This window comes from Pseudomonas sp. NFX98, from assembly GCF_047784845.1.
Lineage (GTDB): Bacteria > Pseudomonadota > Gammaproteobacteria > Pseudomonadales > Pseudomonadaceae > Aquipseudomonas.
Genome location: NZ_JBLNNF010000010.1, coordinates 1 through 16324, shown reverse-complemented (window position 1 = coordinate 16324; position 16324 = coordinate 1). Strand labels below are relative to the sequence as shown.

Annotated in this window: 18 protein-coding genes; 16 read left to right on the top strand and 2 right to left on the bottom strand. The window is 58.8% G+C overall.

The genetic code is table 11. The features are described from left to right. Positions 1–3 precede the first annotated feature (3 nt). The 6 genes from ACM110_RS14910 (at position 4) to ACM110_RS14885 (ending at position 3430) form a co-directional block, all read left to right on the top strand. Positions 4–573 (top strand): acyl-CoA thioesterase, encoded by a 570-nt coding sequence (locus tag ACM110_RS14910; protein ID WP_416128358.1) that lies wholly within the window; start codon positions 4–6, stop codon positions 571–573. Positions 574–628: 55 nt separating this feature from the next. Then, complete coding sequence (locus ACM110_RS14905) at positions 629–922, top strand: hypothetical protein (RefSeq protein ID WP_416128357.1); 294 nt, start codon at positions 629–631, stop codon at positions 920–922. A gap of 81 nt (positions 923–1003) precedes the next feature. Next, on the top strand, positions 1004–1567 hold the full coding sequence (locus ACM110_RS14900) for a chorismate mutase (RefSeq protein ID WP_416128356.1): 564 nt from the start codon (positions 1004–1006) through the stop codon (positions 1565–1567). Positions 1568–1696: 129 nt separating this feature from the next. Then, positions 1697–2137, top strand: a complete 441-nt coding sequence (locus ACM110_RS14895; protein ID WP_416128355.1) for a hypothetical protein — start codon at positions 1697–1699, stop codon at positions 2135–2137. A gap of 106 nt (positions 2138–2243) precedes the next feature. Continuing rightward, a complete protein-coding gene (locus tag ACM110_RS14890; RefSeq protein WP_416128354.1) occupies positions 2244–2975 on the top strand; it encodes an SGNH/GDSL hydrolase family protein in 732 nt (243 codons plus the stop codon). Between the two features lie 26 nt (positions 2976–3001). Next, complete coding sequence (locus ACM110_RS14885; protein ID WP_416128353.1) at positions 3002–3430, top strand: nuclear transport factor 2 family protein; 429 nt, start codon at positions 3002–3004, stop codon at positions 3428–3430. Here the strand turns inward: ACM110_RS14885 and ACM110_RS14880 are convergent. Continuing rightward, positions 3406–4380: a LysR family transcriptional regulator gene (locus ACM110_RS14880; RefSeq protein ID WP_416128352.1), complete on the bottom strand. Its 975-nt coding sequence runs from the start codon at positions 4378–4380 to the stop codon at positions 3406–3408. The genes ACM110_RS14885 and ACM110_RS14880 overlap by 25 nt on opposite strands. Positions 4381–4765: 385 nt before the next feature. Here ACM110_RS14880 and ACM110_RS14875 point away from each other — a divergent pair, with 385 nt between their 5' ends. The 7 genes from ACM110_RS14875 to ACM110_RS14845 all read left to right on the top strand — a co-directional run bounded on the left by ACM110_RS14875 (position 4766) and on the right by ACM110_RS14845 (position 11712). Further along, the gene (locus ACM110_RS14875) at positions 4766–6244 is read left to right on the top strand and encodes a sensor histidine kinase (RefSeq protein ID WP_416128351.1); all 1479 of its coding nucleotides are present in this window, start codon (positions 4766–4768) and stop codon (positions 6242–6244) included. A gap of 102 nt (positions 6245–6346) precedes the next feature. Further along, entirely contained in the window at positions 6347–7000 is a 654-nt protein-coding gene (locus tag ACM110_RS14870) for a response regulator transcription factor (protein WP_416128350.1), read from the top strand. 99 nt (positions 7001–7099) lie between these two features. Further along, positions 7100–7474, top strand: coding sequence for a response regulator transcription factor (locus ACM110_RS14865; protein WP_416128349.1), 375 nt, complete (start codon positions 7100–7102; stop codon positions 7472–7474). 236 nt (positions 7475–7710) lie between these two features. Continuing rightward, on the top strand, positions 7711–8913 hold the full coding sequence (locus ACM110_RS14860; RefSeq protein ID WP_416128348.1) for an NAD(P)/FAD-dependent oxidoreductase: 1203 nt from the start codon (positions 7711–7713) through the stop codon (positions 8911–8913). A 60-nt stretch (positions 8914–8973) separates the two neighbouring features. After that, complete coding sequence (locus tag ACM110_RS14855; protein WP_416128347.1) at positions 8974–9234, top strand: transmembrane sensor/regulator PpyR; 261 nt, start codon at positions 8974–8976, stop codon at positions 9232–9234. Between the two features lie 300 nt (positions 9235–9534). Continuing rightward, positions 9535–10956 carry a sensor histidine kinase gene (locus tag ACM110_RS14850; RefSeq protein WP_416128346.1) on the top strand — a complete coding sequence of 474 codons (1422 nt, stop codon included), beginning with the start codon at positions 9535–9537 and terminating at the stop codon, positions 10954–10956. Between the two features lie 48 nt (positions 10957–11004). Beyond that, a complete protein-coding gene (locus tag ACM110_RS14845) occupies positions 11005–11712 on the top strand; it encodes an AraC family transcriptional regulator (protein WP_416128345.1) in 708 nt (235 codons plus the stop codon). A 31-nt stretch (positions 11713–11743) separates the two neighbouring features. Here the strand turns inward: ACM110_RS14845 and ACM110_RS14840 are convergent, their stop codons facing one another. Further along, the gene (locus ACM110_RS14840) at positions 11744–13177 is read right to left on the bottom strand and encodes a mechanosensitive ion channel family protein (protein ID WP_416128344.1); all 1434 of its coding nucleotides are present in this window, start codon (positions 13175–13177) and stop codon (positions 11744–11746) included. A 326-nt stretch (positions 13178–13503) separates the two neighbouring features. Here ACM110_RS14840 and ACM110_RS14835 point away from each other — a divergent pair, with 326 nt between their 5' ends. From ACM110_RS14835 to ACM110_RS14825, 3 genes are all read left to right on the top strand, one after another. After that, positions 13504–14034 carry a hypothetical protein gene (locus ACM110_RS14835; protein WP_416128343.1) on the top strand — a complete coding sequence of 177 codons (531 nt, stop codon included), beginning with the start codon at positions 13504–13506 and terminating at the stop codon, positions 14032–14034. A 158-nt stretch (positions 14035–14192) separates the two neighbouring features. Beyond that, entirely contained in the window at positions 14193–14567 is a 375-nt protein-coding gene (locus tag ACM110_RS14830) for a response regulator transcription factor (RefSeq protein WP_416128342.1), read from the top strand. Between the two features lie 99 nt (positions 14568–14666). Continuing rightward, positions 14667–16109 carry a catalase gene (locus ACM110_RS14825; protein ID WP_416128341.1) on the top strand — a complete coding sequence of 481 codons (1443 nt, stop codon included), beginning with the start codon at positions 14667–14669 and terminating at the stop codon, positions 16107–16109. The last annotated feature ends 215 nt before the right edge of the window (positions 16110–16324 follow it).

The following is a 16324-nucleotide window of genomic DNA, read 5'->3' as shown; positions in this document are numbered from 1 at the left end:
CTTATGAATCTCTGGTTCCGACTGTTCCTCATGCTGTTTCGTCGTCCGTGGCGCAAGCCCGTGGATGCCTTAACCACCACAGTCGTGCACATGCGGGTGTGGCCGCTGGATCTGGACCTCAACCGGCACGTCACCAATGGACGCTATTTCACCCTGGCCGACATCGGGCGCATGGATTACGTGCTGCGCAGTGGCGCCTTTCGTGTGGCGCTGCGCAACAAGGCGGTGCCCATCGTCGGCGATACCTGGGGCAAGTTTCGTCGCGAATTAAAGCTGTTCGAAGCGTTTGAAATTCACACGCGGATGCTCGGCTGGGATCACAAGTGGAGCTTCATGGAGCACCGTTTCGTGAGCAATGGCCGAGTGGTCGGCGTGGTGGTGATGCGCGGCCTGTTCCGTGCAGCGAAAGGCACGGTGCCGCCCGGCGAATTTGCTCGCGAACTGGGGTTGTCGGAGCAATCTATGGAAATGCCACAGTGGCTGACAGACTGGTCGCAAAGCTGCGATGACATGAGCCTTCAGCTGCGGGACGAAGAGGCACCGCGTAACCGGCAAGCACAGACCGTCGAATGACAGCCTCAGGGGCACGCTCTATCCTGTCGCCTTCACCCACCGCCCGGAGACGCCCGTGCCGCCCCTGACCGCCCGCGAGGTTTACCAGCAATTGCGCGATGCAGCCCTGGACTTGCGCCCGTTCAAGCGCCTTGAAGATCAATCCGGTACGGTGCAGGTCGACATCGAGTATTGGCGTTTTAGCCTCGATGTCGACGGCACACACCTGCACCACTGCCTGCATTGCCAGAGCCCGGACGGTCGCGAATTCAACGGCGGACAGCGCTTCGGCACCGACCCGGTGAGCTTGCTCAGCACGTGGGAGCTGGCGCAGATTGAACGGCTTTTGGCCGCCACTGTAACGGGTTGAATACACTGTCGTGTTTCATGCCTCGGGCTCAGCTGTGATACATAAGACCTGATGCGCATCCCATGCCCAAGAGGTTTGCTTATGTTCCACTGCCCACGCCTGCCGCAATTGCTGAGCTGTGCCCTGCTCGGCTTGCTCGCCAACGGCACCCAGGCCGCTACCGCTGCACCCGAAACCCTGCAACCGCTGCTGAACACGATCAACGAGCGCCTGAACATTGCTGATCAGGTGGCATTGACCAAGTGGGACAGTGGCAAACCGATCCAGGATACCGCCCGGGAAGCCTTGGTGATTGCCAACGCCAAAAAGCAGGCCGTCGAGCGCAAAGTGGACCCGGACGAAGCCGCAGAATTGATCGCCGCGCAGATCGAAGCCAACAAACTGGTGCAGTACGGTTTGATCGCGCAGTGGCAGGCGGCGCACAAGGCGCCCGATGTACCACGACCAGACCTCAATCAGATCCGCCCCAAACTCGATGAACTGCAAACCCGTCTGTTGCAGGAGTACGCCGATTTCGTGCCCTACCGCGTCGACCCGGAATGCCCGGCGTGGCTGGCCGAACAGCGCTCCGCCCTGATCAAGGATGCTCTGCACGGCCAGGCCCTGATCCGCGCTACCGGAGAATTGTGCGTCACCGATCAATGACCACGAATACGGCGCAGGGCAACCATTGACTGCGTCAATAGTCACCATTAACTCAATGAAGTTCTCTTAAAAACTCCAGGGCGTAACATCAGCTCCATACCAACCAACAACACCCCGGAGCACACGATCATGAAACGCCAAACCATCCTCAGCATCGCTTTCTCGATCTTCGCAGTTAACGCTTTCGCCGCTACTTCTGCTCAACCTGTCGTCGCTGAAGGCGGCGCGGATCGACTGATTGAAAGCCGTGTGGCTGAAGGTGGTTCGGATCGTCTGATCCAGAATCGTGTAGCTGAGGGCGGTTCTGATCGCCTGAACGAAAACCGCGTCGCCGCTGATGGCTCGGACCGCCTGCAAGGCAACACCGTTGCCGCCGATGGCTCGGACCGCCTGCAAGGCAACACCGTTGCCGCCGATGGCTCGGACCGCCTGCAAGGCAACACCGTTGCCGCCGATGGCTCAGATCGTCTGCAAGGCAACACCGTCGCCGCCGATGGCTCGGATCGCCTGCAAGGCAACACCGTCGCCGCTGATGGCTCGGATCGCCTGCAAGGCAACACCGTCGCCTAAACGAAATGCTTCACCGCAATACCACGAAAAGCCCGGCCTGATCAGCCGGGCTTTTTCGTGGGCGGAATTTAAGCGAATCTAGGCTCCCCTTTCCGGAAACCTGCGCATGAGCAAAACCGAAGCCCTGACCAAAATCATGCTCGGCCCCGTGTTGCTGATGCAGGGCATGTACACGCGGCGCGTCACGCCGAAATTGCCGGAGGCCGAGGGCGAGCGCCAAGGGCTGGTCGGCAATGGCGAGGCCCTGCGTTTGCTGGTTCTCGGGGACAGTGCGGCGGCGGGTGTCGGGGCGTCGACTCAGGCTGAAGCGCTGAGCGGCCAGGTGGTCAGTCGTCTGGCCAAGGATTATCAGGTTGGCTGGACGCTCTGGGCGCGGTCGGGTCTGGATTCGCAAGCGCTGCTGGAACTGCTCGAACAACACGCCGCGCAACCCTTCGATGTGGCGCTGCTGTCCATCGGCGTCAACGATGTCACCAGCACGATCACCGATACGCAGTGGATCGCCCGGCAACAGCAGTTGCTGGACGTGCTGCTCGACAAGTTCGGGGTCAAGCTGGTCGTCATCTCCCCTCTTCCGCCGATGCACCTGTTTCCCGCGCTACCGCAACCGCTGCGCTGGTATCTCGGTAACCGCGCGGCGCGTTTCAATGCACATCTTGAGAGACTGGCGGATCGTCGGGATCGCTGTAGGATGCTGACGACCCATTTGGCCCCCGTGGCCGGGGCGATGGCGCGAGACGGCTTTCATCCGGGCCCGGCCATCTACAGTGTGTGGGCTGACGACGCCGCGCAGGTCATCGCCCGACAGTTTGGTCACACCGCATCAGGCACGCTTTGAACAACAACAAAAAACAGGAGTTGAATATGTCTGAACTGCAATTGCACCCCAAAGCCGCAGAGTCCTTGAACCTGTGGCACGCGATGATCCGCACCGGCGACTTGAAGTCCTTGCCTGCGTTGCTGGACGCGCAAGCGGTGTTCCGCTCGCCAATGGCGCACACGCCGTATCCGGGCGCGCCGGTGGTATCGATGATTCTCAACACGGTGTTCGAGGTGTTCGAGGACTTCACCTACCACCGTGAACTGGCGACCGCCGACGGCCTGAATGTGGTCCTCGAATTCAGCGCCAAGGTTGATGGTAAACAACTCAAGGGCATCGACATGATCCGCTTCAACGAACAGGGAAAAATCGTCGACTTCGAGGTCATGGTCCGGCCAATGAGTGGTTTGCAGGCCTTGGGCGAAGAAATGGGTCGACGTCTCGGCGCTTACCTGGCTGCCAGCAAAGCCTGATTGTTGTGCAACACCGGTCGAGATTTCGGCACGACCTGCAGCTCGACCGGCTCACAAAGCAACGCACTGCAGCGCGAACGTAACCAGCGCTGGCCAGAGTCATCGTGCACAGCTGCGCGCCAGACCATCGAAAGCTCCGGTGCCGGCAGTTGCAACGGCGCCGGCTCGGCTCTCATTCCCGGCGCAGACGCCATTGCCTTGGCCACGTAATCCGGCACGATGGCGAGCATGTCGCTTTGCGCCAGCAACCCTGGCAATGCACTGAACTGCGGGACGGTCAGCACCACTTTGCGTTGCCGGCCCAGCAGGTTCAAGGCATGGTCGGTGTCATCCGAGGCGCTGCCCACGGACGACACCACCACATGCGGGCGCCGACAGAACTCGTCCAGGCCCAACGGCCCGGGCCGGCTGTCAAACCGCAGTAGCATTGGCCGGATCGGCCGCAAGCCTTTGCGTCGGGCATTCGCCGGCAGGTCGAGGGTATGGCTGATGCCTACTGAGATATCGCCGTTGACCAGTCTTTGCGACATCTGCTGCTGATCGACCCGATGCACAATCAATTTGATGTTCGGCGCCTCGACCCGCAGTTGCCGTAACAATCGTGGCAGCAACGCGTACTCGACATCATCGGAAAGTCCGACATGAAACGTCGCTTCGCTGGTGCGCGGATCGAACGATTGGCAACGGCTCAACGCGGCGGCAATGCCGTCCAGCGCCGGAGCCAGGTTGGCGAAGATTTCCTCGGCCCGTGCGGTCGGCTCCATCAATCGCCCGCAACGTATGAACAACGGATCATCGAACAACACACGCAACCGGCCCAGGGCACCGCTGATGGTGGGCTGCCCCAGAAACAGCTTTTCGCCGACGCGGCTGACATTTCGCTCATGCATCATCGTCTCGAAAACCACCAGCAGGTTGATATCGGCACGACGCAGTTCATTTCTGTTCATGAGGTTCGCTACCCGGCACGCGGCCATTGAGTTCGGGAAGGTGCCTGAACAGGGTATGGCGGCGGGTGCAAAAGGTCTGTCGTACCTGCGGACAGCGCGATCATGCATTAGGTGAGTGCGTTGATACTTCCGTATAACCCCCGCAAAAAAAACTTAATCCAATGAAGCACTTCCGCGATTTTCCACTGACGCGCGATTCGCCGCCATGGCAGTTTTTTCGGGTTTTTTGTCCTAACGGGGTGCGAGCCCGTGCTTCTAGGATACTGAACCGATTCTCCGCCCCCAGCCCGAACAAACCACCGAGGCGCGCATGATCGAAATCCCAACAAAAAAACCTGCCAACGCACGCAGCGCGCCCGCCTCCGCAAAAGGAACCTACAGCAAGATGCTGTACAACTCAGGTCAAAGGGCCTCTCGTCACTTGCTCGGCCTCAACCTCAAGCCGGTGGAAAACCTGTTGGTGTGGCTGATGGGATTGGTCGTGGCATGCGGGATCCTGATCAACACCGAAACCCAGTCCGACCTCACTGCCACCACGCTCTACATCGCGTTGTTGCTGATGGCGATCAACCTGTTGTCGATCAACGCGGTGATCGTGGTCGCGTTGTTCTGCATGTTGGTGCTGACGTCGATGTGCCTGTATCACGGTGGATTTAACCGCTGGGACTCGGTCACGGACTTGCTGCGCAGCTTGACCGTGTTGGCGGCAATCATTTTTCTGGCGCTGCGCAGCAAACGGGTCTCCGACAACCTGCGCCACAAGGAAGTCTACATGGTCGGTGCCCAGCGCTTGACCCAGACCGCGTGCTTCGGCTTTCGTGCAGACCTTGGGAAAATGGGCTGGTCGGAACAGGCGGCACGGATACTTGAATACCCGGCGGGCGCACCTTCCTCGGTGGACTTGTTCCTGGCGCGAACCCACCCTGATGACCTGCCGCTGGTACGTGCCGGTTTTGACAAGGCCGCACGCCATGCAACCTTGATCGAGGTCAAACACCGGTTGCTGATGCCTGACGGGCGCATCAAGTATTTGCACATGTTCGCCACACCGCTCGGCAGCTTTGAGTACCTGGGCGCATTGATGGACGTGACCGCCAGCAAACTGGCCGAAGAAGCACTGTGTCGCGCCCAGACCCAATTGGCCCATGTCACCCGCGTGACGACGTTGGGCGAACTGGCCGCCTCCATCGCCCATGAAGTCAATCAACCGCTGGCGGCGATCACCAGCAGTGCCGAAGCCTGCCGCAATTGGCTCGGCCACGCGCAACCCGATGTATCCGAAGTACGTCAGTCACTTGATCGGATCATCGCCAGTTCCAACCGGGCCAGCGAAATCACCCACCGCGTCAGGGCCTTGTCGCGCAAATGCGGCCCGCTGCGCCAGAACCAATCACTCAACGATATCGTCAGCGAGACCCTGAGCCTGGTCCGCTATGAGTTGGCGCATCACAAGATCACCCCGAAAATCGAGCTGACCGCGTTCGGCGGCCAGGTCAGCGCCGACCGCGTGCAATTGCAGCAAGTGATCATCAACCTGATCATCAATGCCTGCCAGGCCATGGACGCGGTCAGCCCTGGCGAGCGGGCGCTGTGCATCCGCACCAGGGTGAAGGACAACGAAGCAGTTCTCGAAGTGGCCGATCAAGGCCCCGGCATTCCCGCCGAAGTCTTGCCGCAATTGTTCACGCCATTTTTCACCACCAAGGCAAACGGTCTCGGCATGGGCCTTTCCATTTGCCGCTCGATCATCGATTTCCACGAGGGGCGGATCTGGGCCACCAGCACAAACGGCCAGGGCAGCTCGTTTCTGTTTGCCCTGCCGATACGTGTTGCCAACGATCAAGGTTACGCAGCGGCCATTTAATACACAGGTATGAGTGCCGCCTGCCCGGCTGACAATTAATGTAGCGCCCCTCGCCAGGAATAAAGCGAGGGCGGTTGCACGTCCAACCCTTGGGAACCCGCAATGAACGAACAGAACCCACTCAACAAAATCACCCAAAACGAGTCCATGGTTTTCATCGTTGATGACGATGCGCCGCTGCGCGAATCCCTCGGCAGCCTGTTGCGTTCCATCGGCCTGCGGGTCGAGTTGTTTGGTTCGGTCGCCGAGTTCATGAAGTACCCGCGTCCGGACACGATCAGTTGCCTGGTGCTGGATGTGAGGTTGCAAGGCAGCAGTGGCCTGGACTTTCAAAACGAACTGGCCGCCGCCGGCATCAACGTGCCCATCGTGTTCATCACCGGCCACGGCGACATCGCCATGACCGTGCGAGCGATGAAAGCCGGCGCCGTGGACTTCCTGACCAAGCCCTTTCGCGAACAGGACCTGATCGACGCGGTGTGCGCCGCCCATAGCCGGGACAAACAGCGACGCGAGTCAGAACGCCACGCCGATGAATTGCGCTCACGTCACCAGACGCTGAGCGCGCGGGAACAAACCGTCATGGCCCTGGCCGCCTCGGGTTTGATGAACAAACAGATTGCCGGTGAAATCGGCTTGAGCGAAATCACCGTAAAAATCCATCGCGGACAGGCCATGCGCAAAATGGGCGCGCGTTCGTTTGCCGATCTGGTGCGCATGTCAGAGGTGATCTCGGCCCAGCCAGCAATCAGGTGACTATACCCACGTATACTGTGCGCCCTTTCAGGACAGCGTATCTTGCAAGGATGGCGCAGAGCCAACTTATTGCTCTGTGCTACCAGGCAGGACACCACTATGTGCAATAAGGCAATGATTGCCGTTGTCGATAACGATGAATCCGTTCGAATGGCGCTGGACAGTTTATTGCGATCCTATGGTTATACGGTGCGAACCTACGAGGGCGCGCATGAGTTTCTCTTCTCCGATGGCCCGGTTAATACGTCCTGTTTGATTTCCGACATACAAATGCCGGAAATGGACGGCATCACCATGTATGAAGAGCTGGCGGCCAAAGGCATTCATATCCCGGTGATTTTCATCACCGGCAACCCCTACGCACAACGCACGCCGCGCACCGGTGCCATGAAACCCATTGCCTTTTTCCCCAAGCCTTTTCCCACCGACAAGTTGCTCGCCTGCATCGAAACGGTCCTTGACCGACGCAACTAACACCTGCCGATTCAAGCAACTAACACCTTGGTATAGCCCGTTAATACCTAGTCATACTTCGGCTGACCCTATGTAGCAGTGTCAGATCCAGACCCCTCGAATAACATCTGTTCCAGATCAAGCCGAACCCGACTGTTGAGTGATGCCTTCTTGCGTCGCAAATGGTCAACCGCCGCGATGGCGCTTACATCGCACATTCTTTTTTACGCCCTCGATTGTTCTTCAGGAGCTAAACAATGAAACAGCAAATTTTGATTATTGGTGCAGGGTTCGGTGGGGTATGGAGCGCATTGAGCGCCGCCCGTCTGCTGGACAAGCACGATCGAAATGACGTCGAGATCACCGTGTTGGCTCCTCAGGCCGAACTGCGCATCCGCCCGCGCTTCTACGAGCCTGACGTGCACACCATGAAGGCACCACTGAACGATTTGTTCGACGCGGTGGGCGTGAAATTCGTCAAAGGCTCGGCCGAGACCATCGACGAGAAAAGCAAAACCGTCAGCTACACCAACGCCGCGGGCATCGAGGGCAAGCTGAGCTACGATCGCCTGGTGCTGGCCGCCGGCAGCAAGCTGCAGCGTCCACCCGTTGAAGGCATGCTGGAACATGCGTTCGATGTCGACGAAATCGAATCTGCCAGCCGCCTGGAAGCGCACATCAAATCGCTGAAAGACAAACCGGACAGCACCGCCCGCAACACCGTGGTAGTGGCCGGCGGTGGTTTCACCGGCATCGAAACCGCCACCGAAATGCCGGCACGCCTGCGTGCCGTGCTCGGTGAAAACGCCGACATCCGTGTGATCGTGGTCGAACGCTCGCCAAAAATCGGTTCAGCCCTGGGCGAAGGCATCAGTCCATCCATCGTCGAGGCTTCGGAATATCTGGGCATCGAGTGGGTTGTCGGCGCCACCGTTGCCTCGGTCGATGCCAACGGCGTCACCCTCGCCGACGGTCGTCGCATTGAATCCAACACCGTGATCTGGACCGTCGGTTTCCGCGCCAACTCGCTGACCGAGCAAGTGCAAGGCACCCGCGATCATCAGGGTCGCCTGCATGTCGATCAGAACCTGAAAGTACGCGGTCACGCCGATGTCTACGCCTCAGGCGACGTGGCTTACGCCGCGACCGATGACCTGGGCAACTTCGCGGCGATGTCCTGCCAGCATGCGATTGCGCTGGGCCGCTATGCCGGTAACAACGTCGCCGCGGAGCTGTTGGGCGTCGAGCCGATGGCTTACAGCCAACCCAAGTACGTCACCTGCCTGGACCTGGGCACTTGGGGCGCGGTGTTCACCGAAGGTTGGGATCGCCAGGTGAAACTGGTAAAAAAGGAAGCCAAGGACCTCAAGACGCAGATCAACACCGTTTGGATCTATCCGCCGGCGGCTGATCGTGCCACTGCACTGGCGGCAGCCGACCCGCTGATTCCGGTGGCCTGAAGACGACGGATGCGGCCGTGATTGCCACGGCCGTGACACTTCAAAACGGAGGTGATCGAAATGTATGGTTTTTTTGAGCATCCGTATCAGGTTTTGAAGTTGTCCCACGCCATGCTCATCGGTGGACTGATCGCGTTAGTGGTCGGGGCGATTCTGGCCTACGGCCTGGATCAATACCTGTCGCTGCCCAGCGTGGTGATGGCCCATGCCATGACGATTCTTGGCCCGACGGCCATCAAGTTCGGTTATGTGATGCGCCTGCTGACGCTGCATCGCCTGCGGCGCCAGCAAAGCATCGATTCGCCCGGCCTTGCCAGGTGATGTGAAGCTCAACGCCTGTATCCCGGCCAGCCCACTCCTTGCTGGCCCGGGACATTTCCCAAGCGCCCGCCACTGGTTTTTCTGGCGGGCGTTTTTTCTCAAGTCAAATCGCCCCCACATCGCGCTAAACATTTGCTCCAAAGGATGGATGACCAGCCCGTTTCAGCAGCGCTTTTGCACCACAACACCAACACCCCTCACAAAGAGTTTGCCCGGCATTACCGATGCCTTGCGAGTTGCCGTTCGATAGCAAATCCGGAAGAACAAATGTCTATCATTAAACGTTGCAAGAAACTTTTTATGTCAGATGCCGTCGCCTGGCTGGCCGCCATTGCAGCCGGATGCATGATCTTCATGACCAACGCCTATCTCGACCTCGATGTGGCTCCGACGCTGTTTTACATCACCCTGGTGTTCATGTCGGCGAACTTCTTTCCTGTTCCTGTCTTCCTTGCCGTCGCCCTGGGTTGCGTAGCCATTCTGACCGCCACTTTTATTGCCGACGCAGGCTATCGTGATCACCGGTTGATTGCCGGATTCGTGCGCTGCCTGATCGCCTTGACCACCATTACCCTGCTGGCCCTGCGCAGCAAACGCGCGACCAACACGTTGCGCCGCAAAGAGGCGTTCTTCCTGGGCGCACAAAAACTCAGTCACACCGGCAGTATCGGCTTCACCATCAATGACGAGATCATCGTTTCGTGGTCGGACGAAGCTTCGCGCATTTTCGAATACCCGCTGGACGAGACACCGACGCTGGCGATGGTCCGGGGGCGCACTCACCCCGATGACCGGGCCATTTTCGATAGCGTGCTGGAGCAGGCCGCGCGCCAGCAAAGCCTGATCGAAGTGGAACATCGGCTGGTCATGCCGGATGGCCGGATCAAGTACGTGCAGATGATCGCCAACCCGTTGTTTCATCATGGACGGCGCATTGAATACGTTGGCGCGTTGATGGACGTGACGGCCTCCAGACAATCCGAAGAAGCACTGTTTCACTCCCAGGCCAAGCTCGCGCACGTGACGCGGGTGACGTCCATGGGCGAACTGGCGGCGTCCATCGCCCATGAAATCAATCAACCTCTAGCGGCGGTGATCACTAGCGGGGAATCCTGTAAACGCTGGATCAACCGTCCCGAACCGAACCTCGAAGAAGCACGCCGTTCACTGGACCGGATCATTCAAAATTCGGCCAGGGTTTCCGATGTCATCGCCTGTATCAGGGCGCTGTCGCGTCAAAGTGAAGTGCAGCGCAAGGCAGAAGCGTTCGACGACATCGTCAGTGACTCACTGACGCTCATGCAACATGACATAGGCAACCACCAGGTCCGCCCACACTCACAACTGGGCGCTCCCGGCGCGCATATCAAGGGCGACCGGATTCAACTGCAACAAGTCATCATCAACCTGATCATCAATGCCTGCCAGGCCATGGCCAACGTGCATGACCGCACTCGAACGCTACGGATTCAGACCTCCGTGCAGGACAACGAGGCAGTGCTCGAAATCGCCGACTCCGGCACCGGCATCGACCAAGACATTCTCCCATCGCTCTTCGATCCGTTCTTCACCACCAAACCCACCGGCCTGGGGATGGGGCTCTCGATCTGTCGCTCGATCATCGAGTTCCACGGCGGGCGCATCTGGGTCAGTAGCACCGTGGGAGTCGGCACGCAGTTCCTGCTTGCAATTCCGCTGACCACCCTGAGACACGATGAATAACCCTCATCCACACCTGATGCCGCTACGCGGCGACACGGAGATCAAGCAGTGTCCATCGATGAAATGAACCACCGCTCTGAACACCAAAACCCTGCGCACGCGCAACCGCGCACCGTCATCTTCGTGGCGTATCCGCAAATGGGTTTGCTCGATTTGACTGGTGCCCAGACCGTTTTCTGGGCGGCGACCCGCAGCCTGGCTGAGCTCGGTTTGCCTGGTTATGCCTTGCACACGGCCAGTCTGGACGGCGGGCCGATCCGCACCGGTGAAGGTCTGGTGGTGGAAACCCGGCGCCTGAGTGAACTGGCCGATAGCCCACCTGATACGTTGATCGTTCCCGGCTCGCCACACATGCGCCAGGTCATGGCCGAGAGCGCGCCGCTGGTGGACTGGCTACGCATCGCTGCCGGCACGGCCAGGCGCACCACATCGGTGTGCAGCGGTTCGTTTTTCCTGGCCCGCGCCGGTTTGCTCGATGGCCTGCGTGTGGCGACTCACTGGCTGATGGCCGACATGTTCGAGCGGATGTTCCCGCAGGTGGAGCTCGACCGCGAGGCGATTTTCGTCCAGCAAGGCTCGGTGTGGACATCCGCCGGGGTCAGTGCCGGGATCGATCTGGCGCTGGCGATGGTCGAGGCCGACAACGGTCGTGAAGTGGCGATGCAGGTCGCAAGGCGCATGGTGGTGTACTACCGTCGCCCGGACAATCAGGAGCAATGGAGCCCGCTGTTGCAGTCGCAATATCCGGCCGCCTGATCCGCAGGCCTTGCATCGGGCAAGGCCGCGTTCACTTTCTTTGCAGCAGCCACTGCAGCAAACCGGTTTTCTTGACCTCCACCGTTTTTTGCATGACCAGGGTCTGACGGATTTCCTGACGCTGATCCTGCAAATTACTCAGGGCGGTTTTCAATTCAGCGAGATGCTCCAACTGGCTGCCGAACAGATTTTTCTCGATACGAAACAGACGTCCGCTGGTGATGCTGCGGAACTCCCCTCGCGAAGGTTTATCGGCAAGAATGCCCTCCTCGCCCAAGACTTCACCCGGCCCCATGCGCCCGACTTCCACCAGTTTTTCGTCGTCATGAATCGCCACCGATACCACACCGGTGCTGATGATCATCAGGCAATCGGCAACCTCGCCGAATGCCAGAATCACCTCGTCGGCCTGATAGTCCACGGGGCTCATTTCATCGGCCAGGCGATCACGCTCATCATTGCTCAGCGAGCGGAATATCCGCACGTCCTCCAGCAACCGACGCTGACGGTTCCAGTGCTGCTCGTCCTGGCCGTGGCCCCAGCTGACACCCGCGGCTTCAAGGTGACGATGGGCCAGGTCGAACATCAGGTTGCAGATTTCATTTTTGCTTTTGGCCGAGGCGATGAAGCCCTTGAGCTCGTACTCGGTGTAATCCAGGTGCGAGGCTTTGACCGTGACTTTGGCCGTGCGCGCCGGCAATAGCGCGCGGGTGCCGCGCAAGGTTTTTTCCAGGGCATCGATGGCCCGGCGCGGGCGCACACTGCTGGGCACGGCGATGATCACACTGACCCCATGCACATCACCCGGCCGACTGAAATTGATAATCCGCGCCTTTGCCGCCACCGAGTTGGGCACTACCGCAATGCCACCCATATCGGTCATCAAGTGGGTCGAGCGCCAATCGATTTCGACCACTTTGCCCTGGGTGCCGTCGATGGAGATGCTGTCATCGAGTTGGTAAGGCTTGGTGGTGTTGAGCACGATGCCGGAAAACACGTCGCTCAAGGTGCTTTGCAACGCAAGGCCGACAATGATCGCCATCGCTCCGGACGTCGCCAGTAAGCCCTTGACCGGCAACTGCAAAACGTAGGCGGCGGCGCCGACGATGCCGATCAGGAAAATCACGGCGCCGAGCAGGTCGTACAGCAAACGCGCGCTGTGACCGGCCCGGGACGTCAGGCCATAGCCAACGATGATGGTCACGGTGCGGGCCGCGAACAACCACCAGCCAATGCCCAGCACCGTGCCCATCAGGTTGAGGACGGCGTCGTCCGGCCACAGTGGCGGTTGCAACGGGCTGATGCCGGCCAAGGTCATGACCCAGCTGAACGCCACAAAAATACCGATGCGAACGCACAGGCGCAGGTTGTGCCGCGTCGCGCCGATCAGTTGCCAGAGCGCCAGGTCGATCACGACCAGGATGACACCGCAGATCAAGGGGTGAATTTGCAGGAACGTGAACATCAATGATTTCTCCACTGCCCTTTTCAGCAGTCAGGAACCTGCGGGCGATTGCCGTCAAAAACAGATTAGCGCCGATGGGAGAAAACACCGCGAAGGCTGGCGGCCAGCCTTGTGCATCGGAATGTTCAGGCACTGTAAGTTGCCCGAATGCGCCAGGCACTCCTACCTCAGTGCTAACCGTTCATACCCAGGTATGACGAGGCTGACCCCCATGTGCTAGCGCGCTGTCTTGAGGTAGGAGTGTTATCCGGACCCTGTCGATTTACGCTGGTCACCTCGAATGAATCAACTCATCGCGCCGATGCGCTGGCCTGAGGACGGTTGTCATGAACGCACTGCAAAAGCTGTACATCGTCAGTCATCCGATGCGCATCAGCCGTTATGGTGCGCACACGTTCCTGTCCATCGCCGAGCGCGTCGAGATCATCGACGCATTGACGCAAACGCTGAGCACCACGCTGGGCATTCTCGCTCAGCTCAAACGGGGTCAGCAGAAACTGCACAACGTCAGCTTCCTGCCGGTTCAACAGCTGTTCCACCGGCTGGTGCGCACCAATACCGACTATGCCGAATTCCTCGTCACCGGCATCACTGACCTGGGCGGATATGTCGAAAGCGCATCGCTTTACGCCCTGAATGACACAAACGAGGCACAGTGTTTTGCCGATTGCCTGACAGGCATTTGCCAGGGAACGCGCCGCCTGCGGGCTTTCGATGCCTTGCTGCGTGATTACCGGGAATGCGCCATCGCCAACAAGGACAATGCCAGCAAACGTTTTTTCGAAGAATGCACGCGCCACACCGCGCGGTTTCTGTTGTTGATCGAGGATAACCTCAGCCATGAACAACCATGGTGAAGGCTCTATCTCAAGACTTGATATTGATAACCCGTCGCAACTAAGGCGAAAAACCAACCAAACATACACAAGTATACTATTCCGCTTTTTTGGAGCGCGTATCTTGCAAGTATGGCGGGCGCCACTTAGCGCCACTCGCAATGACGCAAGGTTTCTACATGTTCAACTCAGCTATTATTTCAGTTGTTGATGATGACGAACTTATTCTTGTCTCACTGGACAGTTTATTGCGCTCTTACGGCTACACGGTAAAGACCTACAACAGCGCCTATGCGTTTCTTGAGTCCAACGGACCGGAGCAGACCCACTGCCTGATCTCGGATATTCAGATGCCCGGCATGTGCGGGGTAAAGATGTACGAAGCGCTGGCGGCCAGGAATACCCATATCCCCACGCTGTTCATTACCGGTAAACCGGGGCTGCCGCCGCAGTTCAGCGCCAGTGTGCGAAAACCTGAAGGTTACTTTTCCAAACCTTTTAATACCGATGCGCTGCTGGCGTGCATAGAACGGGCCTTGAAGCGCCGGGCTTGATATTGATTAAACAACTTACCTTTTCTTTATCCATTTTCGATTAGTTAAGACTTTCACGATCCCCACTCAACTAAAACATCAACTTAAAGAAACTGTGCCATGCCCAAAAACAAACTGACCTCAATCAACGGCGCTCCCGTCGTCGACAACTTCAATATCCAGACCGCCGGCCCTCGTGGCCCGGCACTGCTGCAGGATATCTGGCTGCTGGAAAAACTCGCTCACTTCGACCGCGAAGTCATTCCCGAGCGGCGCATGCATGCCAAAGGTTCCGGCGCCTACGGCACCTTCACCGTGACCCACGATGTGACGCGCTACACCAAGGCCCGCCTGTTCTCGGAGGTGGGCAAGCAAACGCCGATCTTCACCCGTTTCTCCACCGTTGCCGGCGAGCGCGGTGCCGCCGATGCCGAGCGTGATATTCGTGGTTTTGCCTTGAAGTTCTACACCGAGCAAGGCAACTGGGATTTGGTGGGCAACAACACCCCGGTGTTTTTCTTTCGCGATCCATTGCGTTTCCCGGACCTCAACCACGCGGTCAAACGGGACCCGCGCACCGGCATGCGCAACGCGCAAAGCAACTGGGATTTCTGGACGTCACTGCCCGAAGCATTGCATCAAGTGACCATCGTCATGAGTCAGCGCGGCATTCCGCGCAGCTATCGGCACATGCACGGTTTCGGCAGCCACACCTTCAGCCTGATCAACGCCAACAACGAGCGGCACTGGGTCAAGTTCACCTTCAAGAGCCAGCAAGGCGTGCAAAACCTCAGCGATGAGGAAGCGCAAAATCTCATTGGCCGCGACCGGGAAAGTCATCATCGGGATCTGTTCGACAGCATCGAAGCCGGCGACTTTCCGCGCTGGACGTTCTATATCCAGGTCATGACCGAAGACCAGGCCCACGACCACGAAGTCAATCCGTTCGACCTGACCAAGGTCTGGTCACACAAGGATTACCCGTTGATCGAAGTGGGTTATTTCGAACTCAACCGCAATCCGGAAAACGTCTTCGCCGAAGTCGAACAAGCGGCATTTTCGCCATCGAACGTCGTGCCCGGTATCGGCTTCTCACCGGACCGGATGCTGCAAGCGCGCCTGTTCGCTTATGGCGACGCGGCGCGTTATCGGCTCGGCGTCAATCACCATCAGATCCCGGTCAACGCCGCCCGCTGCCCGGTGCACAGCTTCCATCGTGACGGCGCCATGCGCGTGGATGGCAACTACGGTGGCCAGTTGGCGTACGTGCCCAACAGCGATGACCAATGGGCCGACCAGCCGGACTGGCGTGAGCCGCCACTGAAGATTTCCGGCGCTGCCGGGCATTGGGATCATCGGGTGGATGAGGACCACTTCGAACAGCCGGGCAATCTGTTCCGCCTGATGTCGGAATCGCAGAAGCAGGCGCTGTTCGAAAACACCGCGCGTTCGCTCAGTGGCGTATCGCAGGAAGTGCAGCAGCGGCATGTTGCTCACTGCACTCAGGCCGATCCGTTTTATGGGGCTGGGGTTGCGAGAGCGTTGGCCGAACTCGCCCGGTAAACCCAAAACCCTGTGGGAGCGAGCTTGCTCGCGATAGCGGAGTATCAGTCACCTTCAATGGCGACTGGTACACCGTCATCGCGAGCAAGCTCGCTTGTATGCTAGGACTTGAAGGGAGGAGGAGGGACAAGGCTCGATTCTGACTGTTAGCGCAGTACAGATCCGTGGGAGATTTCGCCCCTCCTCCTTTCACCCAAGCGCCGATAAAGAATGCA